Below are 24,467 nucleotides of genomic sequence, written 5' to 3' on the forward strand. Positions count from 1 at the left end.
TTTGAGATTGATTATTATCTCGATCCGAAACATGGCGTGCTTGCAAAAAAAAGACCCATCAGGCGCGCGGCTGACATCCACCCACAACAATGAGGAATTCACGTATGACTGGTAGCAAGGCCGGGCTTGACAAGGCGCAGGCATCTTGGCGACGCACCACCACCGCGTTCTTGTGCTGTGCTCCGTTGATTGCACCCCTGAGCGGTAACGCGCAGGAGTCGAGCCGCAACGAGGGCGAGGAGCCATATCGCCTTGCACCTATCATCGTCAACGCCAACGCATCTGCGGGTGACGACGCAAGCACCGTCGTTGCTCAGGAGCTCTGGGTTGGCGGCAAGGTGCCCACCAGCATCCTCAACACGCCCGCCTCGGTGTCCGTGATTACCCAGAAGGAAATCGAGCAACGCAGCGCCAGCACCACAGAGGAGGTGCTGCAATACACCCCCGGCGTCATCACCGATTTTTACGGTACAGATGACCGCAACGATTACTTCAAGATTCGCGGCTTCCAGGCCACCACTTACCGTGACGGGTTGACGCTGGGCTCGATGCGCGGCGTTCGCGAAGAGCCTTTCGCCTACGAGCGCATCGAGATTCTGCGCGGGGCCAACTCCACCCTGTTCGGACCGGCAGACCCGGGTGGCTCGGTGAACTTTGTAAGCAAACAGCCGCGTTTCGACAAGTTCGGCCAGGGTTATGTGACCTACGGCTCCTTCGACCATGTCGAGACCGGCATCGATGTCGGGGATTCGTTGAACGAGGACCAGACGCTGGCCTACCGCTTCACGGGCAAGATCCAGGACAGCGACCGCGAGTACGACCATTCCAAGGACGACAACAAGTTCGTGATGGGCGGTCTGACCTGGGCACCGACCGCGTTTACGTCGGCCACCGTGATTCTTGATTATCTGAACACTGATAGTTCACCAAACAGTGGTGGTTATCCGAAGGACAGAGAATATGACCGCAGCAAATTCTATGGTGAGCCTGGCTACAATTTCCATGATGTCGAGCGCACCAGTATTAGCGGCATCTTCACTCATGATTTCGACAACGGCTTTGTGCTGCGCAGCAACCTGCGTTACAGCGAGCTGACCGACGACTTTGGCTACGTTTACCTGGACGGTACGGGGACGGGAACCTCACTCAATCGTGACGCTTTCGGTACCGACACCGAAGCCGATCAGCTTAACGGCAACCTGATGCTGCAGTACGACGCCCGCTTCGAGAACATCGATAGCAGCACGATGGTAGGGGTGGAGTATCGCGATGCTTCGTCCGAGGACAGCTCTGTATACCAAGGCGTTTCTCCCATCGACATCGCCAATCCAACTTACGGCGGTGCCCCAGTCGGACTGGTGCCTTATAGCCGCAATAAACAGGACTACACCACCAAGTCGGTATTCGTGCAGCAGAACCTGTCCTTCTTCGACCGTTTCATCGTCACCGGCGGTGTGCGCAACGACTCTTTGGACCTCGCCAGCACCGACATCACCAACGTGAAAGCCTCTGATAACTTCTCGGAGACCTCCTACCGCGGTGCGCTGACCTATATGGTCAACGACGAGATATCCACCTACGTCAGCATGGTCGAGTCCGTCGCACCGCCCACCATCGGCGTGACCCCGGAACGCGGCAAGCAGTACGAGATCGGGGTGAAGTATTCACCTATGGGCATGAACGCGCTGTTCTCGGCTGCTGTTTATGATTTGACCCAGGAAGACGTCACCATCGCTGTCGTACAGCCCAATGGCACCATCGAACGGGAAACCATCGGTGAGTCGCAGGTGCGTGGTCTAGATCTGGAAGCCAAGGCCGAACTGACCGACAACCTGAGCCTGATCGGTGGTTACTCGTACATGGAGTCGGAAGTGCTGCGCGGAGCGTTGCGCAGTGGCGTTTCACTCAAGGGCAATGAGTTCGCCACGGCGCCAAAGCATTCCGCTTCGTTATGGACTTACTACAGCTTGCCGGGCACGGACATGAGCGTTGGTCTGGGTGCGCGCTACACCGGTGCCTACCAGTTCGATGCCGCCAATACCGCCGAAAGCGATGCCACCACGTTGTTTGACGCCGCCTTCAACTACCAGATCCTCAAAGACACCGAGCTGGCCGTTAACGTCAGCAACCTGCTGGATGAGCAGCACGTGGTCGGCTCTGGTACTGCGGACTACTACAACCCCGGCCGTGAGATCACGGCAAAGGTTAGCTACAACTGGTAAACAGGCCGGTCTGCGGTTCAAAGTCCGCTGTCTCGCTTCTCCGAGGCGAGACAGCGGCAGCAGGTTCTGCCTCTGCAAAAATGTGGAATTTGCCGGTCGGGTTGCATGGCCGGCGATGCCCATCTCCGCGCAAACGATGATTCCGACTTGCCATCTGCCGCCTCGCTACTGCGCAGCACAGCGAGGCTCCAAGTCGACGTACGGCTTCGCCTCTTACCGACCCTGTCGGCTGAATGCTGCTTAAGAGGAGGGATCGGTCCCTTCCTTTGACAGCCGTTCCTGAGCGCCCAACTGCGCGCGTAACCCCTGAACCTCGTGGTTCAGCTGTTCGACCTGTTTCAGCAGGCTTTGCATCACCGCCCGGTCGGCTTCCTGTTGTTTGGCACTCTCATCGCTCTTGTCAGCGGTGAACAGCGAGCCAACGTAAGCCGCGAAGCTACCGAACAGCCCGACACCGGACACCATCAGCAGCACCGCTACGATGCGACCCTCGGTCGTGACCGGGTAGTAGTCGCCATAGCCGACGGTCGTGACGGTCACGATTGCCCACCAGAGCGCTTCTTCCGGCGTATTGATAGCACTTTGCGGGTTAGGCGCCTCGACCAGCAACATGGTGATCGCGCCGAACGCGACCAGTAGCAGCGTGGCCGTGGCGACCGACGCGACAATGCTTTCAGCCCGGTTGCGAAACAGCAGGCGCCATATGATCTGCGTTGACTTGATCGCGCGCAGCGCACGCAGAACCTGCACGACACGCACCAATTTCGCCGCCTGCAGGCCTCCCGCCGGCACGCTGGCCAACAGGTCGATCCAGCCCCAACGCATGAACCGCCATTTGTCTTCGGCCATTTGCAGACGTCTGACGAAGTCGATGAAAAAGAACACGCAGACGATGTTGTCGATGTAACCCAGAAGCTCGGACACATCGGGCGGCAAGTCGAGCAGCAGGTCGGCGATCAGCGCCCCCACGACATACAACGAGAGCACGAGAATGAAAAGCTGGAAGGGCGAAACAGGGCGGTTGGTCATGGTAATGGCAAGCATGGGCGTGAGATGGGCCGCAGCTTAAGACATGCGGCGGCTCCCTTACACACCGCATCCGCCTTCGTTGACAGGCGAGCTCGGTTGGGGGGATTGAGCCTGAAATAATTTTCTTCAGGTTCTCAGCGGTACTTCGATGAGTGTCGCTTCGCTCAAATCAGTACGCAAACCGCCCAAATCATCCCGCCTAACAAGGGTAACCCCGTCGCCAAACGCGGGGCGTAGGGGATCAGCAGAAGCAGAGCGAAGCCGGTAAGCGAGATCAGACCGAACCAGCCGACCAGCGCCATGCCGCCGGGCCATACGCGGGTGGCGGTATACACGGCGAGGCCGAGCAGAAGGGCGCCTACCGGTACGCAGAGACGGCGTAGCCGAGCGGGAACGTGTGGGTGGGCCAGTTGTTTCCAGTGGCGTTCCTTGCCCAGGCAGAAGCCGAGCATACCGGCGTAGGCCAGCAGCAGACTGGCGAGCAGGGCCGAACCGTTCATGACGAGACTCCCGGGACCGGATGGTTGAGGGAAGCTTGGCGTGATTTCCTGGCGGCGACGACCGCCGGAATTTTCCAGGCGGTCCAGCCCGACAGCAGGCCCATCGCAAACACGGCTGCGAGAACGGACAACCGGATGCCGTCCAGCGCTGCGTTGGTTGTCATCAGGTCCAGCAGCGGCAGGGCCATCGCCAACGCCGCGGCGGCGAAGAGTTGCTCTCGCCATGCAAGCAACGGCTTGCGAGCCCGGGCATGTAGCCAGCTCAGGGCCCAGATGCCGAAGAACAGGCGCAACTCCCAATCCTGCCGATTGGCCAACTCAGCCGGCAGCAGGCGATTGCTCCACAAGAGCGCGACGCAGGCCAGGGAAAGCCCGGCCACCACGGCCACGTTGAGGCTTTCCACCATCCGCAGGAACTGCGCGTTGGCTTTGGCCTGCTTGCGTTGCTTGACGGTGTAAAGAACCAGCCCAGTGGCAATCATGGCGCAGCTGACCAGGCCACAGATGAAGTACAGCCAGCGCATCGGGTAGCCGCCGAACTGGGCGAAGTGCAGGCCGGCCATCACGCGTTGGGTCAGCTGGCTGGTGCGCGACGGCTCCGGCGCCTGGATCAGCTCACCGGTGACACCGTTGAAGACCATGCCTTCGCCCTTGGTCAGCTCGATGCGATTACCCAGTACCGGTCGCGCCGTGACCTGGGCATTCGCCCTTCCCGGGTTGCTCACGGCCAGACCGCCAATCATGCCCGCGCCGTAGTGCGCCTCGGCATGGGTAACTATCTCGCTTAGCGGAAGCAGCGGCGCGGCCTGCGCTTGCACGGGTTTGCTGTCACGGCCTGCGCCGAGCGGCGCCTGTGCGACAGCTCGTGCCGGCTGCGCCTCGCGGAAATAGGCCTGGCGATCGCCGCCGTACAGCGCATCGACCGCAGCCGGCATATAGATCAGGAAAAAGATCGCCAGCCCGGTGTAGGTGATCATCAGGTGGAACGGCAACAGCAGGACGGCGCTGGCATTGTGGCCGTCGAGCCAGGAGCGCTGCCCTTTGGCCGGGCGAAAGGTGAAGAATTCCTTGAAGATCTTCTTGTGGATGATGATCCCGCTGATCAGCGCCACCAGCATCGCCATCGCCGCGAACCCCACCACCCAGATGCCGAGCAGCCGTGGCATATGCAGCGTGTAGTGGAAATGGAAGAAGAAGTTGCCGCCGATGGTTTCCCGCGCCTCGACGGTCTCGCCAGTGAGCGGGTCCAGATGCGTGCCACCACTACCACCACGCCGCCGCTCCCCGACCGACACGCCGAGATCCGGCGAACGCTCGGTCGGCAGGCTGATGTTCCAGTTCGTCTCATCGGCGTGGTGCTCCATCAGCCAGCGCTGCGCGACGTTGGCCGCAGCTGCAGACGACTGGCCCTGGTCGGTCAGTTCCGGCTGCATCCACCAGCTGATTTCCTTGTCGAATACCGCCAGGGTTCCGGTGAGGAATATGGCGAACAGCACCCAGCCGAGCAAAAGCCCGCACCAGGTATGCAGCCAGGACATGGATTGCGTCAGGCTGCCTTTCATTGCAACGCCTCCAGCAGCTGTGGCCAGAAGCCGATGGCTGCCAAAGGCAGGGCGCCGCTTACGCCGGCCAGCACACGACGCACCGAGGTGGCGGTGAAAGCCCAGAGAATGAACGCCAGATAAACCACGAACGACAGCAGCGAGGCCGTCGCAAGGGCATCGACGCGATCCATCGGTAACAGCCGTGCCAGGGCGGCCGTGGCTGCATAGGTGAAGGCATAGCCGCCGAGGACGGCGAGGGCGGTACGCGCCGCAATGTCAGGCCATGCACTTCGCGATTGCGATACGGAACGAGTCACGACAGGCTCCCGGTGGGAAACAGCTGAAGTCATACGAAAAAACCCGCCAGGCAAGCCAGCGGGCAGTCTGTTCGAGGCGGGCGTGGCAAGCCGCGAAGGCCAGGCCGCGCCGCATCGCGTTTAAAAATCGACCGTCATACCCACAACCAGCCGGCGTCCGTCCAGTACCACTTCGTAGTCGTCATTGGTGACTTCCTTGTTGGCGATGTTGTACACCCCGGCCTTCACATCGACGCTCTGAGTCAACTGGTACACCACGCCAGCGTCGAAGAAACCGTAGCCGGGCGTGCCGTCGGACATGCTGGTGCGGCTGAGGTAGGTGCTGGTTTCGCTGCGGTAGTTACCTTGCAGCCAGGCGTTGAGGCGGGAGGTCGCCTGCCAGTCGAGCAGGGCGTTGGCCATGTGCTTGGGCTGCTTGTTCAGCGGATCGCCCTTGAATTCGCCGGTCTTCTGCTCGGAGTCGGTGAAGGTGTAGCTGGTGCTCAGATGTAGGTTCGGCAGAAAATCGTAGTCCAAGGTCCATTCGACGCCCTGCATGACGGCTTCGTCGACGTTCATCCGAGTGCTGAGAAAGTAGAAGTTGTTGCCGCCGAAATCGCAGGACCAGGCCGCCACGTTGTTCCGGTTGGTACTGGAGCCGTCGGTGTCGGTTTCGCAAATTCGGTCTTCGGTGATCTTGTCCTTGTACTGGGTATAGAAAGCCATGACGCTGGTGGCGAAGCCCAGCTCGGGGTTGTCGTAGTTGAAGCCCAGCTCGTAGTTGGTGCTGGTTTCCGGATCAAGTTCCGGGTTACCGATGATCAGCCCGCGCGGGTAGGGCGCGGGCGAACCGCCGCCGCCAGTGCCACGACCGAAACCTTCGGTGGCATCGGCGAGACCGGGTTGCTTGTAACCGGTGGAAATGCCGCCCTTGAGCGTCAGGTTCGGTGTGGATTGGTACACGCCGTAGAGGCGCGGTGACAGGTAGCCGCCGAACAGCTCGTCGTCGTTGTAACGCAGGCCAGTGGTGACCGCCAGATCTTCGGTTACGCCCCATTCCGCTTCAGCGAAGACAGCCGCCAGCCAGCGATCGACGCTCGCCACGGCACCCGGCACGTTGGAGGTCAGCAAGCCGTTGGATTCGTCGACGAAGTCTTCGTACTTGTACTGGCCGCCAACGGTAAACACATGCGAGCCCCAGAAGTAGCTGGCCTGGGTGTTCAGCGTGGTGATCTCTTCACGCTTGGTCAGGTCCTGGACACGCTCCGATTCGTCGTGTTGCAGATAGCTGCTGACCTGCCAATCGGCGTAGTGGCCGTCATGGGCCAGCACGTAGATGTCTTTCTCGTAATCGGTGGTGTTCTTGCTCGCCGTGATGTCGACGCTCTGGCCCGGATGATGGGTTTCGTTCAGGCGGGCGGCCTGGTAGCTGATGGAAAAGCGGTTGCGCTCGTCGGGTGTCAGATAAAGCTCGACGCCGCCTTGCTTGCGCTGGCTGTCCGGCATGCTGGCGGCACCATCGCCACCGCCGATGTAGTCGCTTTCGTCTGCCCGTGTGTAGCTGCCATTCAGCCTGGCGCCCAAGAGGCCAGGCACCAGCGCGCCGCCCAGGTAGAAGTTGGTGGTCGCTTCGTCTTCGTTGATGTCGTTCAGCGAGTGGCCGTACTCGGTGGAAATGGTACCGGCCCAGGCATCACCACCTTTGCGGGTGATGATGTTGATCACACCGCCCATGGCATCGGAGCCATACAGCGAAGACATCGGCCCGCGGATCACTTCGATACGTTCGATCATCGCCAGCGGCGGCAGACCGATCTGCTTGCCGCCGTCGCTGCCGTTGGTATTCACCGAACGGCCAGCGGAAACGGGGCGGCCATCGACGAGATACAGGGTGTAGGACGAACTCATGCCTCGAATGCTGATGTCCTGCATGTTGCCGCCGCCCGTAACGTAGACGCCGGGTATGTTTTTCATCGCATCGACGACGTTGGTGTACGACTGCTTTTCCAGCTGCTCGCGGGTGATCACCGAAATGCTCGCCGGGGCCTTGGCGATGTTCTGCTCATAACCGGCGGCGGTCACCACAGTCGTGGGCTGCAGCTCGAGAGGCTCTTCGGCATGTGCCGGTGTGCTCATCCAGGTTGCCACAGCGATCGCGCAAGCCAGCCGGTGTCGATTGAAAATCACCATTTACAGCAGTCTCCCTGAGAAGCGTTACGTCGTCTGCGGTCCGTTGGGTAACCGCGTGCCTGGCGCAGCAGTGTTACTGGCTGCCGTGTCGGCCGTAATGCTATGTATTCTCATTTGAGAGTAAAGCGCATTTACAATCTATACACTTCGCAGGCGGATGTTCATCCGCAAACCGGGCGCGCCGTTCTCGGCCCAGATATCGCCGCCCTGCATCAACACCATGCCGCGGGCGATGGCCAATCCGAGGCCGAACCCATCGCCTCCGGGCCGAGCTGCACTGAGGCGGGCGAAGGGGCGAAAGATGATTGGCAGTTGCTCCCGTGGAACGCCCGGTCCTTGATCTTCAATGCACAGACGCCAGCAATCAGGCTCACGGTGGGCTGATAGGCAAATGGCACCTTCTGCAGGGGAGTAGCGGATGGCGTTGCGCAAGATATTCTCCATCGCCTGCGCCAGCGCGTTCAGATTGCCGAGCACCTGGCAGCCCTCCGGCACCCGTGTGCAAATACGCTCGCGCGGCCAGCCCGCCTCGAAGCAGGCGTTTTCGCAGAGCACATCCCATAAGGCCTCGACATCCACCGGCTCGCACTCGAAGCGCGGCTGCTCGCTGTCCAGCCAGGCGAACTCCAGCGTGCGGTCCACCAGTTGCTGCATACAGACGACTTCGCGGTCGGTACGGCAACGCATCTCTTGTACGCTCAGCGCACTTTCGCAGGCCACGCGCAGGCGACTAAGGGGCGTGCGCAGTTCATGGGAAAGGTCGCGTAGCAACTGTCGCTGCTGGGTGATGGAGTCGCGCAGGCGTTGGGTGAGATATTCGAGCGAGCGGCCCAATTCGCCGAGCTCATCGCTGCGACGGGCGATCGACGTGGGCAGCAGCGAGTCGAGACGATTGCCCCGCAGCGCATTGGCCTGCCGGCGCAAACTATCCAATGGCGACACCAGCAGGCGATAGAGTAGCCAGCAGAACAGTACTGACAGCAGTACCGGAGGCAAATACACCGCGCCGGCAGTGAGCAGCGCATGGTTGCGCCAGGGGCGAAAACGCTCGGGTAGGCGCATGATCAGCTTCTCGCCCGCGTCACTCAGCGGGATCGAGACGAGCGGCAGGCCCGCGTTGCGACGGCTCATCGGCCACTCATAATCCCTCACGAAGGTGAGCATCTGACGTTCCTCGACGCTCAACGTCTGGCCGCCGAGCGGTTGCAGGTGCTGGTCCACTACTACCATCCAGCTCGACTCGCGCTGCCACATAGTCCTGAGCCAACGGCCCAGCTCTTCCGACCCCGCTTGCAACGCGGTGTGAGCGTCCTTGGCGTAACCGGAGAGCACCTCGCGCGCGTCCTCTGACAGGTAGGAATTGTTCCGGTCGATCTGTCGACCGACATAGCCGCTGACCCAGATCATCGACAGGCAAAAACCGGCGACCAGTAGCACCAGGCGCCAGAACAGCGAATGACGGTTGGGCATCAGTCGGCCTGCAGTTCCAGCACGTAACCCTTGCCCCACACCGACTCCAGGCGCAGCGCGACGACCTGCTCGCGTGCGAGTTTGCGGCGGATATTGCTGATATGCATGTCCAGACTGCGGTCATGTTGCGAGTAGCCACGGCGCAGCGCCTGTTGATAGAGAAACGGCTTGCTCAGCACCTCGCCAGCTGCATCGTGAAGGACCTTCAGCAATCGGTACTCGGTGGCGGTGAGGCCGGTCCAGCGGTTCTCGTAACGTAGATCGCTGCGCTGATCGTCGAACCTCAGCAGGTCGTCATTCGCAGCCGGTGGCACGCTACGCTCGTAGGCGACGCGACGCAGGATGGCGGCGATACGCACCTGCAGTTCTTCGATGCTGAACGGCTTGGGCAGATAATCGTCGGCGCCGCTGTCGAACCCCTGAATGCGATGCGCCTCGTTGCCTAGCGCGGACATCATCAGCACCGGCGTGCGGCAATTGATGCGCAGTTGGGTAAGCAGCTCCAGGCCGCTGAGACCCGGCAACAGCACGTCGAGAAGGATGAGGTCGTAATCTGTCTCGCTGGCCAGCGCCAGCCCGCTCGGGCCTTCGTCGGCAAGGGTGACCTGAAAGCCGCGGCTCTCCAGGGATGTTTTCAAGTGGGCACCGAGAATTGGGTCGTCTTCGATTGCAAGAATCTGGCGGGCTGCGGAAGGGAGCATTACAGGAACCGGTGCAAATAAGAATGATTATAGATTGCTGGTGTGCCGGTGCGGCAATAGGCATCGACAGTTGAGAAGATTGCGCTGGCGTACTGTCATCGGCGGCTCGACTTGAGATGCGCTCTCGGTGCATCGTCAAGCTACTCACAACTTGGGCTTTCGGAGATTTCATGCGCGTCCTTTCATCCTCCCTGCTTTTGGCTGTGCTACTGAGCGGCAACAGCCTCGCTGTCGCTGCAAACGGCAGCCAAGAGGCGCAGCTGGTCGAATCGATCAACGCCTATCGCAGTGCAGTGCAGCATTGCGACAGCCAGGCGAGCGAGGAGCTAACGCCGCTTTCGCCCGATCCGCGTCTGGTATTGCCGGCGACTGGTGCTGGCGATCTACAGGGCTCGCTTGCTCGCGCGGGTTATCCGATGGTCAACGTGCAAGCCATCAGCCTGTCCGGCCCGCGCGATGCGCAAGCGGCCATGCAGGCGCTACAGGAAAGCTTCTGTCGCGTGGTGCTCGATCCGCAGTACGCCGACATCGGCATCAGCCGAGAGGGCCGCGACTGGCGAATCGTCGTCGCGCGGCCGCTGCTCGGCGGGCATCTAAGGGACTGGCAGGTGGAAGGGCAGATGCTGCTCGATGAAATCAACCGTGCCCGCGGACAAGCGCGGCAATGTGGCGGCAAGCCTTTCGCTAGTGCGAAACCGCTGGCCTGGAACGCGACCCTCGCCAGCGTCGCTGAAACCCACAGCCGGGCCATGGCCAACGGCAATTTCTTCAGCCCGCTCGACAAGGATGGCCGCACACCCGGAGATCGGGCGGAGTTGGCGGGTTATAGCGGCACCCAGGTAGGGCAAAACATCGCTGCAGCGGTGGACCGGCCGAGCAGGGTGGTCGAGGGCTGGCTAGCCAGCCCCGGGCATTGCACCAACGTGATGAATCCGCGGTTCAGCGAGCTGGGCGCGGCTTATGCGGTCGACCCGCAGAGCGATGCGGGGATCTATTGGGTGGGGCTATTTGGAGAACCGTGACGCGTGGAGCGAAAGGCGGAGTGTTTCGAGTTAGCGGTTGAGAACGGGCACGCGCCGCGCCGCGCCGCTATTCAAGGTTCCTGCTGATAACCGGCAAGGAAGCGTTCCCATGGGGGCGTGGGAACGCTTAAACATACATGACAACCGTACCGTCACCGGGACCTGGTTAGATCAGCTTCTTCTTCGCCGCTTCTTCCAGATTGCTCTTGGTGAGGTCGTTTAGCAGCGCATCGCCCGACTCGTTGAACGGCAGCGCAAAAACCAGCAACAAGTGCATCCACGTCGTCAGTTTCTCTTGCTTCTGCACCCGTCCCAACTTCTTACCTTCCCCGTCGCGGAACATCATGTCCATGGTCAGGGTGTTATCGAAGGTACCGGGCACCAGGAAGAAGGTGGCACCAGTAACGAACGCCAAGCCCATACTGCCCGTTTCCTGATTTTGCAGCGTCACCGTCACATAGAGGTCCGACTCTTCCTGCTCCGTGCTGACCCGGGCAAAGCGTTCGCTGTCCATGAATGCCTGCCTGAGCAGCCCTTCAATCCTGGCAATGTCGGGACTGCTGGCCGTCGGCGTACCGTTCACCGAATATTCGGTCTGCACCTTCAGGTAAGCGGTGGGTTTGTCCCGCGCAGATTCGGCCAGCGGCCATTGCTCGACCTTCGGCAGCGAGTGGTGGGAGTAAGTCATGCAGCCCTGAAGACTCAGGGACGCGGCTACGGCCAGGAGGGCTATCAGCTTTTTCATTTTTGGCTTCCGTGTCAGTTTGCGAGTTGCTGGGTGCTGTCTTGCAGAAGCTGTTCGACGAGCTGCGTGAGCTGGCGCGAACCGAGAGATGTGTTGAAGTAGTCGTAGTCCCAAAGACCTGTGTTCTGATTCAACACCAGCGTTTTGCGTGAAATCGCCAGTTGCTTGCCGGCGGCATCGGTAACTTGCAGCTCGGCGGCGAGGTCGTATTTGTCTACGTAGATGGGGCCGTTTACCCAGATCCACACGGTCAGGGTCAGCAGCGCGCCGGGAAAATAACCGGGATGCGGTGTGCGCTTGCCCTTTAGCGAGCTGAAGTTGAATTGCAGCTGAACATCCTTCTCGTCCAGCTTGGCTGGAAAGCTGATGACTCGCTCGAAGTACTCGCCGCGGTCGACGTGCTGGGCGATTTGCGCCGTCAGTGTGTTGCTGATGTTCCTGCGCTGGGTCTCATTCAGGCGCGTGTCGGAAATCTCCACATCCTTGAGCATTGCGCCGGCGGGTATCGAGTGTTCGACGATTTGCGAAGGCGGACCGATAGGTCCTGAAGGGGTAAAGGAGACGCAGCCGGTCAGCGCCAGCCCCATCAGCGCAGCGGCTAGGTATTTCAACTTGATCATGGAACATCCTTGAAGGTACTTGCAGAAAGTGCTGGCTTGCCGTGGATGGTCGTTGGCGCTCTCTGTGGAGATCTTTTAGCCATCCTTGGGCGCGGCGGAGTTTAGCGGCATATTGCCATCAGGCAAGTGCGCTGATTCTCGCCCGCGGTACTGGTTCTCAATATTGGGCTCAGCCGCCGACATACGGTCTAGTGCGGCTGGCGGGGGATTCAGGCGTATCTTTAGCAGCGCCGCTGGCCATAGCTACGGTTTATGGCGTCGGCTGAGGAAGGCCAGCGAGGCCATTAATAAGCTCAACGCGTCGATGTATCGTCGTTGGGCAAGGACGGCAAGAGGCCCGCTGACCTGAACGCGTCACCAGGCATCGCTAATGACAGCGGATATTCTTTTCAACTAACCTTTCTCGCACGTGGCGCCGGGCCCCTCTGGCGGTGAACAATCCTCACCGTGATGTCGGAGTCACTAAGTTGAATTCTTGACTTAGGCAGACATACAGGGAGGGCTCATGACAGCTCTGCACGCGTTTTTGGCGACTCCGTTCCTCGGTACACCTTACTGGTTCTGGCTGGCATTCCTAGTCATCGTTTTTGCGCTGCTGGTCTTCGACCTCGGCGTGCTGCACCGCGACCAGCACGAAATCGAAATGCGTGAAAGCCTGCTGCTGTACAGCGGCTATTTCAGCGTCGGCATGGCGTTCGGTGGCTGGGTCTGGTGGCAGCTCGGCGCGACCAAGGCGCTGGAGTTCTACACCGGCTTTCTGGTCGAGCAATCTCTGTCGATGGACAACGTGTTCGTCATGGCGATGATCCTCGGTTTCTTCGGCATCCCCCGCAAATACCAGCACCGCGTCCTGTTCTGGGGCATCCTCGGGGTGATCATGTTGCGCGCCATCATGATCGGCCTGGGCACGGCCCTGGTGCAGCAGTTCGACTGGATTCTCTACGTGTTCGGTGCGTTCCTGCTATTCACCGGCGTCAAGATGCTGCTGAGCAAGGACCACGAAGAGCATCCAGATCTTTCGCAGAACCGTCTGCTGGCGTTCCTGCGCCGGCATATCCGCGTTACCGACGACCTTCACGAGGGGCGCTTCCTGGTGCGCCAGCACGACGCCGCCAGCGGCAAGACGCTGCTCTACGCCACGCCGCTGCTGCTGGCGCTCGTGCTGATCGAACTGGCGGATCTGGTGTTCGCCGTGGACAGCGTACCGGCCGTGTTCGCCATCACCCAGGATCCGTTCATCGTCTACACCTCGAACATCTTCGCCATTCTCGGGTTGCGCTCGCTCTATTTCGCGCTCGCGGCTCTGATGCACCGTTTCGTGTATCTGAAGTACGCGCTCGCAATCGTGCTGATCTTCATCGGCGGCAAGATTTTCCTGCATGGCTTCGTCAAGGTGCCGGCGTTGTTGTCGCTCAGCGTGACGCTCGGTGTGCTGGCTGGCGGTGTACTGCTGTCGCTGCTCAAGACGCGCGTCAAGTCGGAAGGCCAATAGTGGCGTAATTTGGAATATCGCGAAGCGATTTCCCGCCGAGGCGTTAGCGCCGGATCGTCAGTCCGATCAGGCGCGAAACGACCAGGGCGATATACATCACCCCGGCGAATTGCTCGAGCATCACCAACGCACGCGCCATCGGCGTGATCGGCAGAATGTCGCCGATGCCCACTCCGGAAAGAATGGTAAAACTCAAGAAGAGCAGTTCGAGCCAGCTGCGCGGCGCTTCGGGATCGAGCAATGCGGTAAAACTGCCCGGAAATAACAACTGGCAGACCATGAAACTGTACGCGAATGCCCAGGCAAGCAGCGTAAAAGTGGCACCGACCGCAAACAGCTCATCGGTGGTGGCGCGCTGATCTTCCATCATGTAAGCGATCAGGCTGGCTGCGGCATAGAAATAGAAGGCGGACTCCAGCGCTGCCAGCGACAGGCTCAGCACGGGACCGCCGCGAACCTCACCGATGATCGTCAGCGCCAGAATGCATGCGGCCAGCGTAAGGGCGACCCACTGAGTCAGTGGGCTACGACGCACCATGCGCAGGGCCGCCACCAATACAACGATGCCAAATGTGCCGATGATGGCCCGCGCATGGGATAGGTCTTCCAGAAACGGGTACAGCACGATACCCAGCAGTTGAATGAGCAAAAGGCTGGCAGACGGATAGCGAAGCAGAAATGATTGGTTGGTGTTCATCACGGGCGACAGCCGAAAGGGGATTGAAGCGTACAGTTTCGTCAGCGTGCCTGGCCACTGCCCGGTGCTAGGTACAAAGCGTTTCTTTCAGGGCACCCAATCGTCGTTCGACGTAGCTGCTGGCGATCAAGGTCTTTCCCTTTTTGCTTCGGTGAAGGAGGATGCTGCCGGCTCAGCCAGTGCCAGGCGCTGTGCATGCGTTTGTTTTGATCGAAAGGTAGGTGGATTGTGAGAAAGAAAAAGCCCGTTGACCCCGTCCGGCAGGCGGAAAAGAACCGTGCGCATCGGATTGGCTGGTTAATTGCGCTGGCGGGGATTGTTGTTGGGTTTGTGCTGGTAATGATGAGGCCGGGGCTATAAGCCTTTTGGTTTTTAAGCGCGGCTTAAGCGGTTCGATCACCCTGTACCGCTGCAGCCGCGGCCTACTGTGTCTACTCATTGCGACAACCCGCTCGGAGAATGAGCCGTCCCCACAGTGCCGAGCCCAGCCATGCACATCGCCATTTTTACCTTTGACGGCTTCAACGAACTGGATTCGCTTATCGCGCTAGGCATCTTGAATCGCATCAAGCAGCCGGACTGGCGCGTCTCCCTGGCATCACCGAGTGAAACGGTTACCTCGATGAACGGCGTGCGGCTATACCGCCAGGCCGCGCTGGAAGAGATCGACTCGTTCGATGCCGTGCTCGTTGGCAGCGGTATTAAAACTCGCGAAATTGCCGAGGATGCTGCCGTAATGCGGACGCTGGCGCGGCTCGATCCTGCGCGCCAGCTGATCGGCGCGCAGTGCTCCGGCACTTTGCTGCTAGCCAAATTGGGGCTGCTGAAAGGCATCCCAGGCTGCACCGACCTCACCACCAAACCCTGGGTGCAGGAAGCCGGCATCGACGTGCTGGAACAGCCGTTCTTCGCTCGCGGTAATCTCGCCACCGCCGGCGGCTGCCTGGCCTCCATCTATCTTGCAGCCTGGACGCTGGCCCGCCTGGTTGGGCGCGAGGCCGCAGCCGAGGCGCTGCATTACGTCGCGCCGGTAGGGGAGAAGGTGGAGTACGTCGAGCGGGCGCTGGCCAATATCGAACCTTATCTGCCCAGCGCCTGAACGGTCTCGCCGCGTGGCCTTTGTATAGGTTGCGATGTATGGTGCGAGCCGAACCTGGCCACCGATCGAAAAGCCCGCATGAGAACCGACAGCCGCCTTTCCCGCATGCTCCACGTCCTGCTGCACATGGCGCGCGACGAACGCCCGGTCACTTCGGAGCAGATCGCACAGATGCTCGGGACCAACGCGGCAGTGGTGCGTCGCACCATGACGGGGCTGAGAAAGGCCGGTTACGTCCGCGCCGACAAAGGTTACAACGGCGGCTGGAGCCTGTCGGTCGATCTACAACAGGTCACCTTGCTGGACATCTTTCATGCGGTCGGCGGCCCGCGAATCTTTGCTATCGGCGCGGACCGCGACAATCCGGATTGCCTGGTCGAGCGAGTGGTCAACGCCGCGCTCGAAGACGCCCTGCAACAAGCCGAAGCCCTGCTGTTGCAACGGCTGGGTTCGTTGACTTTGGCTGACCTGTCTAGCGAATTTAATACGCTGTACGGCACGTGCCCATCTAAAGCCGGTACTCATCGCTCGCACTGAGCGTTTCAACCTTTTCATCATTAAAACTCTTTCATGGAACTTGATTATTAGTGTAACTTCAAAAGATACAAAAATTATCGAGAGGGAGCGGATCATGTTCTATGACGTGATTATTATCGGTGGCAGCTATGCGGGATTGTCTGCGGGGCTACCCTTGGCGCGGGCCCGTCGGCGGGTTCTGGTGATTGACGCGGGCCTGCGGCGTAACCGTTTTGCCGCGGCATCTCACGGTTTTCTGACCCAGGATGGCGTACCCCCAGACGAAATCGCCGCTGAAGGTCGCGCCCAGTTGATGAACTACGACACTGTCGACTGGCTCCATGCCGAGGTGGCGCAGGCCGAGCGTGACGACCAAGGCTTCAGCGTCACCGACCGGAACGGAAAGCAGCACAGGTCGCGCCTATTGATCTTGGCTAACGGAGTCGTCGACGAGCTGCCGGCCATTCCGGGCCTGGCCGAGCGGTGGGGCACGCAGGTATTTCATTGCCCGTATTGCCACGGTTATGAACTTGAACAGGGTCGCATCGGCGTGCTGGCGACATCTCCACTATCGATGCACCAGGCGCTGATGCTGCCGGATTGGGGTAGTACGACACTGCTGTTGAACGATGCCTTCGAGCCGTCAGCCGAAGAGCTGGCCCAGCTCGACGCACGCGGGACAGCGCTGGAGCGCACCAAGGTCACTCGGCTATTGAACGGCGAACCGCTGAACGTGGCGTTGGCAGATGGCCGCCAGCTGCCGTTCGCCGGCCTCTTCGTCGCGCCACGTATGCGGGTCTCGGCATTGGTCGGGCAACTGGGGTGCGAAATGGAAGAAGGCCCGCTCGGTCCCTTCATCAAGACCGATCCCACCAAAGCCACCTCGATCCCTGGTGTATTCGCCTGCGGCGATGCGGCGCGGGCGGCCGGCTCGGTGCCTTTGGCGGTGGGGGACGGCGCGATGGCCGGCGTGGCCGCGCATCGGGTGTTGATGTTCGGGTTATGAGGTGAACTGGCGATTGAGCGGCGAGGTGTTTGCCAGTCAGGTCGAGCGAGCGCCCCGTCCATGCGTCCAACAGCCAGGAGTTCCGGCGTCTTCGCGCATGCGCTCGACGGTCGCTCACCATGGCGGTGCCTGGTGAGCGACATGCGTCGTGCTACACGCGGAAGCGGCTGACCATCGCCTGCAGCTCATTGCCAAGGCGAGCCAGTTCGATACTCGATGCGGCGGTCTCATCGCTGGCCGTTGCGGTCTGCTCGGAGATGTCGCGCACGTTAACCACGCTGCGGCTGATCTCCTCGGCCACGGCGCCTTGCTCTTCGGCAGCGGCAGCGATTTGCTGATTCATCGCCTGGATGTTCGAGACCTTCGCGGTGATATCGTTGAGCGCCAACCCGGCCTTGCGCGTGAGCTCGACGCTGCTTTCGGTCAGGTTGTGGCTGTTCTGCATCGCGACCGCAACCTGTTGCGTACCTTGCTGCAGACCGGCAACCAATTGTTCGATTTCCTCGGTCGATTTCTGTGTCCGCTGAGCCAGGCCGCGTACCTCGTCAGCGACCACTGCGAAACCGCGTCCCGCTTCACCGGCACGTGCGGCTTCGATAGCCGCATTGAGGGCCAGCAGATTGGTCTGCTCGGCGACCGCTTTGATCACGTCCATGACGCTGCCGATTCGGTTGCTTTCAGACTCCAGCTTGGTCATGGCTGCGGTAGAGCGAAGCATCTCGTGGGATAGCCGTTCGATCTGGGTTACCGCCTCGGACACTACCGCGTCGCCCGCACGCGCTTCCCGATCCGCGTCGCTGGCGGCTCGCGAAGCATCCTCGGCATTGCGCGCCACTTCTTGCACCGTGGCGGACATCTCGTGCATCGCCGTTGCGACCTGATCGGTCTCGATTTTCTGGCCGTTCATGCCGACGCTGGTCTGCTCGGTAATGGCCGACAATTGCTCTGCGGCACTGGCCATTTGCGTAACGCTGTCGCGGATACCGCTGATGAGCTCGCGTAGGGTCGCCGCCATGCCCATCACGCCTTGCTGCAACGCACCGATTTCATCCTTGCGCGCGATGTGGCGTTGGTCGGTCAAATCACCGGCAGCAATATTCCTGACGACCGCAAGCGTATCCGCCAACGGCTGGGTGATCTGACGCGTGATCAACCAGGCAGCCAGCAGGCCGATGAGCAATGCCAGCACGGTAACCGAGATCTGGGTGATTCCAGCCTGAGCGGTCTCATGATCGCGGCTAGCGTTCTGGGCCTGGGTCAGGGCCATGCCGAGACGGTTGATCTCATCCGTCTCGCTTGCCATTTCCTGGCGTGCCGCTGCAATCGCTTCGGTTTGAGCGACGACTGCTTTGAGCGCTACGAGATACCCGTCGAGTGCCTGCTCGGTGACGGCCACCTGAGCGGAGAAGTCGTCCCCAAGCACCGCCTTCAAGCGCGCGGCGGATTGCCGAGCCTGCCCAATCTGGTGCTCGACCTTGGCAGCGACCTCGGCCGTAGGCGTGGTGTTGTAACCACGCATCTGGTAGCGCACCAATTGCCAGTTCATGCGCAGGTCGGAAATCGCCTTCAGGCCTGCGTAGCGATTGTCCGCGTAGACCGGCAATTGCTCCACCGCCTTGCCCATGGCGTCGATTGGCGCGCTGGCGAGCGTTGCATGCTTGCCCATGTCCGCTCGGGCTGCGTCGCCGGCGGTGTAGGCGTCACGCATGTTTTTCAACGAGGCGCGGTAGAGCTGGATCTGCTCGCCTTGCTTTCGCAGAAGCACCAGATTTTTGGGGTTGGAGAAGTTCGGCGAAATCTCGTTGAGACGAGTCTCAAACCGGTCCAGGGCCCCGTTCACGGCCTCGGCCGATTTCGCATCTCCGTTGTCGAGCATGTACTGCAGGCGCGCAACTCGCAGATCGGTTAGCGATTTGTTTAGCGAAGCGATCTGCTCCATCAAGGCGCTGCGGTGTGTGACGCTACCCAGGCTGAGCCAGCCGGAGACGGCCAACCCGGCGGTAAGCAAAAGCACCGAGCCGAATCCGATCGCCAGCTTCTTGGTCATGCTGATATCGGCAAACCAGTTCTTCATTCAATTTTCTCCTGACCAGATTCGGCTGCGGTGCCGAGACGCCTGACAACCGCTGACGCTGCGACTGCCAGGTGACATCGTGGGGTAGGTAATGCCAATGCCGCTGCCGAGGGGGTGACAGAAATTCAGGCCGTGTTGCATGCCGCATGCGCTGATTGCTATAGCCCGGTGCCACGGCCTCGGGCTATAGCGATAGCTCAATAAACGAACGTCAGCAGCGCGTTGAAGATCAGTGCCGCGACAAAGCCCAGGGGCGCAGCGCGGAACAGCAATCGCGGAAAGAGCGAGGTACGGCTTTGCTCCGTTGTGCACGAGCCGAGGATCAGGCTGCCGCCTGATGAGAACGGCGAGATCGAGGTGGCCTGGGAACCGACAACGATGGCGATGAACAGGAGCATCGGATCAAGGCCAAGCGCCGAGGCAATTGGCGGTACCATCGGGAACAGCGCCGGCGTGACGACCCCCAATGTGCTGGAAAACAGCGACATGAACGCCGCCACCACGCCAAAGACGATCGGGACCATGATCGGCGGGATGCTGTTGCCCATCCACGACGCCAGGGCGTCGATGGTGCCCGCCTTGATGGCGACGGAAATGAGCATGCCCACGCCGCAGATCATGATCAACGTGGCCCAGGGCACCGAGGCCATGGCTTTGCGTTCGTCGCCCAGCTTCAACAGCAGTGCGATGACCGAGAAGATGCTGGCGATCAGGCCGATGTCCATCTTCGAATTGATGAAGCTGACCGTCGCGTTGTCCGGCAAGGCGATGTGCGCGATTGGTGCCGCCAGCACGATTGCCATCATCGCCAACGTCAGCCACAGCGTAATCTTCTGCTCGCGGTTCAGCGGCGTCGGCTCGGTTGCTATATAGGCGAATGCCTTCATCGCTTTACCATGCCCGGTCAGGAATACCAGTACGGAAATCACCAGCAGCGGAATTACCAGCGTGCTGACGAAAATCCCCGCCGCGTTGATGAAGGCGTCGTTCTCCGGGATGCCTGCGTTGACCATCAAGCCACGGAAAATGATGCCGCTCTGGCTGGACACGAAGTTGGCGCCGCTCAAGGCGCCGTAGTTCACTGCCATGCCGCCGGCAATCAGGCTCATGCCAGTGCGCTCACAGAGCAGCAGGGTGATCGGTGCCATGAACGCCAGCACCGTGTAGTAACCCGCGCCCATTGCGGAGATGACCGTCGCAGTGAAGAAGACCGCGAACGGCAACAGTTGCGGCACCGAGCGACAGTGATAGATCAGGTGCTCGGCCAGTTTCTCCAGGGTGCCGTTGACCGTGGCGAAACTGTAGAACAGGCAGACCGAGAAGATGATGAAGAAGATCTTCAACGGCCACATGCTGATGACCTCGGACGGGCTGAGGCCCATACCGAAACAGCCGATCAGGTAAGCGAAGGCGATTGCGAACAGACCGATGTTGATCTTGGTCTTGTAGCCAAGTGCGACGGCGACGACGATGGCCGCGACGACGAGCATGCTCATCATGATGTAAGTGTCCTGTTGTTGTTATGAAGCGTTTAGCGGGAAAGGTTGAAGCCGAACAGCTCCGCCGGGTTATTCATCAGCACCTGGGCGCGCTCGCCCGCGTCCGGCAATAGCGCCTCGATGAAAGCGACCTGCCGGTCATAATCGGTCTGGTCTTCGAACTGGGTGTTGGGCCAGTCGCTGCCCCAGAGGAAACGCTCGATGCCGTCGCTCGCTTCACGCACCTGAGCCAGCACTGTGGCTGCCTGGGCGAGATCGGACTGGCTGCGGTAGGCGGCGGACAGCTTCAGCCATACGCGCTTGTCTCCCAGCAACGCGAGAAACGCCTTGTGGTTGGGCTTGTCAGCGTCGATGCCGCCAGTCGGCAGCCCGAAATGGTCGATCACCACGTCGACGCCGCAGGCCAGAATGGCCGGCACGATCAACGCCACATCATCAATGCCGCGCTGAATTTCCACCTGCCAGCCGCGCGGCGCGAGCCGCTCGAACAGGGCTGTCCAGGCGGGGCCGCTGTAGTCGTTCAGTGTCTTACCGATGAGGTTCAGACGGATGCCCACCACACCGGCTTCGGCCAGTTCGTCCAGTTGAGTCTCGCTGATGTCGGCATCGACCACCGCGACGGCACGCAGGCGCTGCGGATAGCGGCGTAGCGCTTCGAGCATGAAGTGGTTGTCGGTCCCCAGAAAGCTCGGCTGAATCAGCACACCGTGCGACAGGCCGTTGCGATCAAGATGCTCGAGGTACTGCTCAACCAGCGCATCGTAATGCGGGCTGTAGCGACGGCCGGGCGCCATCGGCAGATCCTGACGGAAGATATGGGCATGCGTGTCTACGCCAGTGAGAGCGGGCGGATAAAAGCCAGTCATAAGCGGATAACCCTGGTCGATTGTTGTAGTGGCGAACGGCCTGGCGTATTCGCCGCCAGATCGCGGGCGAACCAAAGCTCGCGGCCACATTTGTTACTGACATGTAGTCATATATATGAATAGATGACCATATATTCAGCGGTGGATATCTGTCAATCAACGTGTCAGTGCTAAAGTGGCTCCCGTCTCGGAAATGGACTGATCAAACATGAACGCCCCGACCCTCGGATACGATGAGCGCCTACCGCTCTATCAGCGTCTACGAGAAGAAATGCTGGCCAAGATCGCCGCTGGCGAGTGGACGCCCGGCGCGCCCATTCCCACCGAAGCGGAACTGACCCGACTGTATGGCGTGGCCATCGGTACGGTGCGCAAGGCGGTGGACACGCTGGTCAATGAAGGGTTGCTGTTGCGTAGCCAAGGCCGCGGTACCTTCGTTCGCCGGCCCAACTTCGATGCCTCGCTGGCGCGTTTCTTTCGCCAGGTGAACGCCAGCGGCGGACGAGAAATCCCCACCAGCCGCATTCTCTCCAAGGCGCTGCAAAAGCCATCGCCGACGGTCGCCACGGCGCTGGAGCTGAACGACGGCGAGCAGATCGTCCGCATGGAACGCCTGCGGATGGTCGAAGGCCGCACGCTGTTTCACGAGGAGATCTGGCTGCCCGCCACACGCTTCGGCGCGTTACTGGAGATCGAGTCCGAAAGCTTTGGCGAGCTGCTCTATCCGTTCTACGAAAAACAGTGCGGCCAGTGCATCGCCTCGGCCAAGGAAACCCTCACCGTTGGGGCAGCCGATAGCACCATGGCGAAAGTCCTGTCGATCAAGGAGGGCGCACCGATGGTGATGATCGAGCGCACGGCCTTGGGCTATGACCGATGCCCGCTGGAATACCGCATGTCCCGCGCTGCGGCCGAGGGGTTCCGGTATCAGATTGATATTTCCTGAGTGATCTGCGCGATGGCCGGTCCGCGGCGCTTGTAGGGTGGAAAACGGCGAAGCCTTTTCCACGCGTTGCTCCCAAAGCTACTTCGCTACTTCGCTATTTCGCTTCGACGACAGCATATTCAGTCGTGCGCCGCCGAGCTGTTATTGCAGATTAGGATCCTGGCGCGGCTTGGCTTGTCAGGGTTCGATCAACTAGGCGGATACTGTTTCGCCCGCCACGCTTGGATTCGTAGAGCGCGACGTCGCCTTGCTCGATCAGCGCCGCCAGGCTGGCTGGAGGCTGATCGAAAACACTGACGCCGATGCTCAGGGTGACCGGCTCGGGTGTGGTGAAATTCTGGGCTGCTGTGTCATGGAACTCTCTGCGCAGCACGTCGCCTAGACTCAAGATTCGTTCATTGGAGGCGTCGCTCAACAAAATCACGAATTCATCGCCGCCCAGCCGGGCCGCTACCGCGCCTGCGGGCAATACCAGACGAATCATCTCGCCCAACGCGACGAGCAATCGGTCGCCTGCCGTATGCCCGTGAAGGTCATTGACCAGCTTGAAATTATCGATATCGATCAGCAGCAGAGCGCCCGGGCGAGCAGGGGAGACCTCATTCAGCAGACGTGGCGCCCGAGCCTCCAGGGCGCGCCGGTTATACATGGCGGTCAGTGGATCCCGCGCGGCTAACCGCTCTATCCGCTTTTCTCGGCGGTAGCGCACGGTACCGGTCATCGATAGCGCAATCAGCATAATCGCCATCACCCCTTCGACCAGTGAAATCTGAATGATCCTGCCCCGGAAGGCAGCAAGATCGATCAGCGTGCCTGGAACGAGCGCCGGTATCATCTTGGCGAAGTAGAACAGGCTGTGCCCCAGCAGCACATAGCGCAGCTGCGCCGCTCCAGCTCCCAGCGATTTGGCATGCGGGCGCAGCAGTAAGCTGGCCTTGAGCGCCAACAGCGCAACCAAAAACGAATTGAGCAGCAGAATGACCTTCGACCAGGGCTGCTCGCCCGGTAGCAGCAGCAGCGCGAACCAGGCGACGAAGATCAGGTACCAGGCGCGAGACAGGCGCGTTTCCGTGAAGCGCGTAACACCTATCAGGAAAAGCCAGTGAGCCGTTACCAGCAGGCCGTTGGCAAACCAGATGCCGATCAGCAGCAGGCCGCTTACACGGAGCAAGGCCAGCGACGAGCCCACGCTGATCAAGGCAAAGCCTGCGCTCCAAAACAGCAAAGAGGGCTCGCGAACGGTTTGCCACTCGAAGGCCAGATACAGCGCGGAAGCCAGCGCGAGGGCGACGGAGAGCGTCAACATGGTTAGTGGATCGAGTGCCATGTCTTATCGGCCTGTTTGAAACCATTGAATGGTTAGTTGTAGCGAAATTAGCCATCGCCGTGATGGCAGCCGTGTTCAGAACTGCGGGCCGGAGCGGGTGTTATTGCCCTTGGCCAGACGGTCATAGAGCACCACGTTTACGGTCGCCGCGAGATTCATACAACCATTGGTGGGGATGTAGACCACATCCTCGCACCAATCGCGGATCTCCTTGCTCAGCGAGCCGTCCTCTGCGCCAAAGATGTACAGGGCGCGATCCGGGTGCGTGTACTCGGGGAGGGCGCGGGCTCCCTCGACCAGCTCCACGGCCACCGGTACGCAACCGAGCGGCAGGATCTTGCGCAGATCATCGATGTTGATCAGCGGAATGCCCTGATGGACCTTCTTGGTATCGGTGATGAAATCCTTAGCGCGGTCGTAGCGCGTGCCGGTGTAAAACACCGAAGCGGCGCCGTAGCAGCCAGCCGCTCGCATGATCGCCCCGACGTTGGAAGGCGATTTCGGGTTGCTCAGGCCGATGCAGGCGTATCGTTTGTTGCTCACAGGGAGGACTCGCGCGGAAAACGCGCGAGTATACGGGACAGCCCTGCCGTTAGTTGGATCGAG

22 protein-coding genes are annotated in these 24,467 nt (G+C 60.6%); 7 read left to right on the plus strand and 15 right to left on the minus strand.

The features are described 5' to 3' along the window. Positions 1-104: 104 nt before the first annotated feature. The gene (locus tag D7241_RS03000) at positions 105-2,222 is read left to right on the plus strand and encodes a TonB-dependent siderophore receptor (protein WP_408100247.1); all 2,118 of its coding nucleotides are present in this window, start codon (positions 105-107) and stop codon (positions 2,220-2,222) included. A 240-nt stretch (positions 2,223-2,462) separates the two neighbouring features. Here D7241_RS03000 and D7241_RS03005 read toward each other — a convergent pair whose 3' ends face one another. The 7 genes from D7241_RS03005 to D7241_RS03035 all read right to left on the minus strand — a co-directional run bounded on the left by D7241_RS03005 (position 2,463) and on the right by D7241_RS03035 (position 9,952). Continuing rightward, a complete protein-coding gene (locus D7241_RS03005; protein WP_408100248.1) occupies positions 2,463-3,251 on the minus strand; it encodes an ion transporter in 789 nt (262 codons plus the stop codon). A gap of 164 nt (positions 3,252-3,415) precedes the next feature. After that, positions 3,416-3,751 (minus strand): DUF3325 domain-containing protein, encoded by a 336-nt coding sequence (locus D7241_RS03010; RefSeq protein WP_255980738.1) that lies wholly within the window; start codon positions 3,749-3,751, stop codon positions 3,416-3,418. Then, entirely contained in the window at positions 3,748-5,313 is a 1,566-nt protein-coding gene (locus D7241_RS03015; protein WP_408100249.1) for a PepSY-associated TM helix domain-containing protein, read from the minus strand. The genes D7241_RS03010 and D7241_RS03015 overlap by 4 nt, the downstream gene beginning before the upstream one ends. Then, positions 5,310-5,612, minus strand: a complete 303-nt coding sequence (locus tag D7241_RS03020) for an iron transporter (protein ID WP_408100250.1) — start codon at positions 5,610-5,612, stop codon at positions 5,310-5,312. Before D7241_RS03020 ends, D7241_RS03015 begins: the two co-directional genes overlap by 4 nt. A 120-nt stretch (positions 5,613-5,732) precedes the next feature. Next, complete coding sequence (locus D7241_RS03025; RefSeq protein WP_408100251.1) at positions 5,733-7,781, minus strand: TonB-dependent receptor domain-containing protein; 2,049 nt, start codon at positions 7,779-7,781, stop codon at positions 5,733-5,735. 138 nt (positions 7,782-7,919) lie between these two features. Further along, positions 7,920-9,251: a histidine kinase sensor domain-containing protein gene (locus tag D7241_RS03030; RefSeq protein ID WP_408100252.1), complete on the minus strand. Its 1,332-nt coding sequence runs from the start codon at positions 9,249-9,251 to the stop codon at positions 7,920-7,922. Then, positions 9,251-9,952 carry a response regulator transcription factor gene (locus tag D7241_RS03035; RefSeq protein ID WP_408100253.1) on the minus strand — a complete coding sequence of 234 codons (702 nt, stop codon included), beginning with the start codon at positions 9,950-9,952 and terminating at the stop codon, positions 9,251-9,253. Before D7241_RS03035 ends, D7241_RS03030 begins: the two co-directional genes overlap by 1 nt. 170 nt (positions 9,953-10,122) lie before the next feature. Between D7241_RS03035 and D7241_RS03040 the strand changes: the two genes are divergently transcribed. Beyond that, complete coding sequence (locus D7241_RS03040; RefSeq protein WP_408100254.1) at positions 10,123-10,974, plus strand: CAP domain-containing protein; 852 nt, start codon at positions 10,123-10,125, stop codon at positions 10,972-10,974. A 166-nt stretch (positions 10,975-11,140) separates the two neighbouring features. Here the strand turns inward: D7241_RS03040 and D7241_RS03045 are convergent, their stop codons facing one another. After that, on the minus strand, positions 11,141-11,719 hold the full coding sequence (locus D7241_RS03045; RefSeq protein ID WP_408100255.1) for a hypothetical protein: 579 nt from the start codon (positions 11,717-11,719) through the stop codon (positions 11,141-11,143). A 14-nt stretch (positions 11,720-11,733) separates the two neighbouring features. Beyond that, positions 11,734-12,339, minus strand: a complete 606-nt coding sequence (locus D7241_RS03050; protein ID WP_255980722.1) for a hypothetical protein — start codon at positions 12,337-12,339, stop codon at positions 11,734-11,736. Positions 12,340-12,844: 505 nt separating this feature from the next. Here D7241_RS03050 and D7241_RS03055 point away from each other — a divergent pair. Further along, the gene (locus tag D7241_RS03055) at positions 12,845-13,831 is read left to right on the plus strand and encodes a TerC family protein (RefSeq protein WP_408100256.1); all 987 of its coding nucleotides are present in this window, start codon (positions 12,845-12,847) and stop codon (positions 13,829-13,831) included. A 43-nt stretch (positions 13,832-13,874) separates the two neighbouring features. On the opposite strand, the gene D7241_RS03060 is transcribed toward D7241_RS03055, so the two are convergent. Further along, the gene (locus D7241_RS03060) at positions 13,875-14,528 is read right to left on the minus strand and encodes an ion channel (RefSeq protein WP_408100257.1); all 654 of its coding nucleotides are present in this window, start codon (positions 14,526-14,528) and stop codon (positions 13,875-13,877) included. A 490-nt stretch (positions 14,529-15,018) separates the two neighbouring features. Between D7241_RS03060 and D7241_RS03065 the strand changes: the two genes are divergently transcribed. The 3 genes from D7241_RS03065 to D7241_RS03075 all read left to right on the plus strand — a co-directional run bounded on the left by D7241_RS03065 (position 15,019) and on the right by D7241_RS03075 (position 17,149). Further along, a complete protein-coding gene (locus tag D7241_RS03065) occupies positions 15,019-15,627 on the plus strand; it encodes a DJ-1/PfpI family protein (RefSeq protein WP_408100258.1) in 609 nt (202 codons plus the stop codon). Between the two features lie 78 nt (positions 15,628-15,705). Next, entirely contained in the window at positions 15,706-16,164 is a 459-nt protein-coding gene (locus D7241_RS03070; protein ID WP_408100259.1) for an Rrf2 family transcriptional regulator, read from the plus strand. 94 nt (positions 16,165-16,258) lie between these two features. Further along, positions 16,259-17,149, plus strand: a complete 891-nt coding sequence (locus tag D7241_RS03075; protein ID WP_408100260.1) for an NAD(P)/FAD-dependent oxidoreductase — start codon at positions 16,259-16,261, stop codon at positions 17,147-17,149. 151 nt (positions 17,150-17,300) lie between these two features. On the opposite strand, the gene D7241_RS03080 is transcribed toward D7241_RS03075, so the two are convergent. The 3 genes from D7241_RS03080 to D7241_RS03090 form a co-directional block, all read right to left on the minus strand. Next, complete coding sequence (locus tag D7241_RS03080; RefSeq protein ID WP_408100261.1) at positions 17,301-19,223, minus strand: methyl-accepting chemotaxis protein; 1,923 nt, start codon at positions 19,221-19,223, stop codon at positions 17,301-17,303. 197 nt (positions 19,224-19,420) lie between these two features. Continuing rightward, complete coding sequence (locus D7241_RS03085; protein WP_408100262.1) at positions 19,421-20,722, minus strand: SLC13 family permease; 1,302 nt, start codon at positions 20,720-20,722, stop codon at positions 19,421-19,423. Positions 20,723-20,754: 32 nt separating this feature from the next. Next, on the minus strand, positions 20,755-21,588 hold the full coding sequence (locus D7241_RS03090; RefSeq protein ID WP_408100263.1) for an amidohydrolase family protein: 834 nt from the start codon (positions 21,586-21,588) through the stop codon (positions 20,755-20,757). Between the two features lie 208 nt (positions 21,589-21,796). Here D7241_RS03090 and D7241_RS03095 point away from each other — a divergent pair, with 208 nt between their 5' ends. Then, positions 21,797-22,534 carry a GntR family transcriptional regulator gene (locus D7241_RS03095; RefSeq protein ID WP_408100264.1) on the plus strand — a complete coding sequence of 246 codons (738 nt, stop codon included), beginning with the start codon at positions 21,797-21,799 and terminating at the stop codon, positions 22,532-22,534. 151 nt (positions 22,535-22,685) lie between these two features. Here the strand turns inward: D7241_RS03095 and D7241_RS03100 are convergent, their stop codons facing one another. Then, on the minus strand, positions 22,686-23,861 hold the full coding sequence (locus D7241_RS03100; protein WP_408100265.1) for a GGDEF domain-containing protein: 1,176 nt from the start codon (positions 23,859-23,861) through the stop codon (positions 22,686-22,688). Positions 23,862-23,936: 75 nt separating this feature from the next. Continuing rightward, positions 23,937-24,404 (minus strand): RNA methyltransferase, encoded by a 468-nt coding sequence (locus tag D7241_RS03105; protein ID WP_408100266.1) that lies wholly within the window; start codon positions 24,402-24,404, stop codon positions 23,937-23,939. Between the last annotated feature and the right edge of the window lie 63 nt (positions 24,405-24,467).

The organism is Stutzerimonas sp. VN223-3 (assembly GCF_045999685.1).
GTDB classification, from domain to species: Bacteria; Pseudomonadota; Gammaproteobacteria; order Pseudomonadales; family Pseudomonadaceae; genus Stutzerimonas; species Stutzerimonas stutzeri_AR.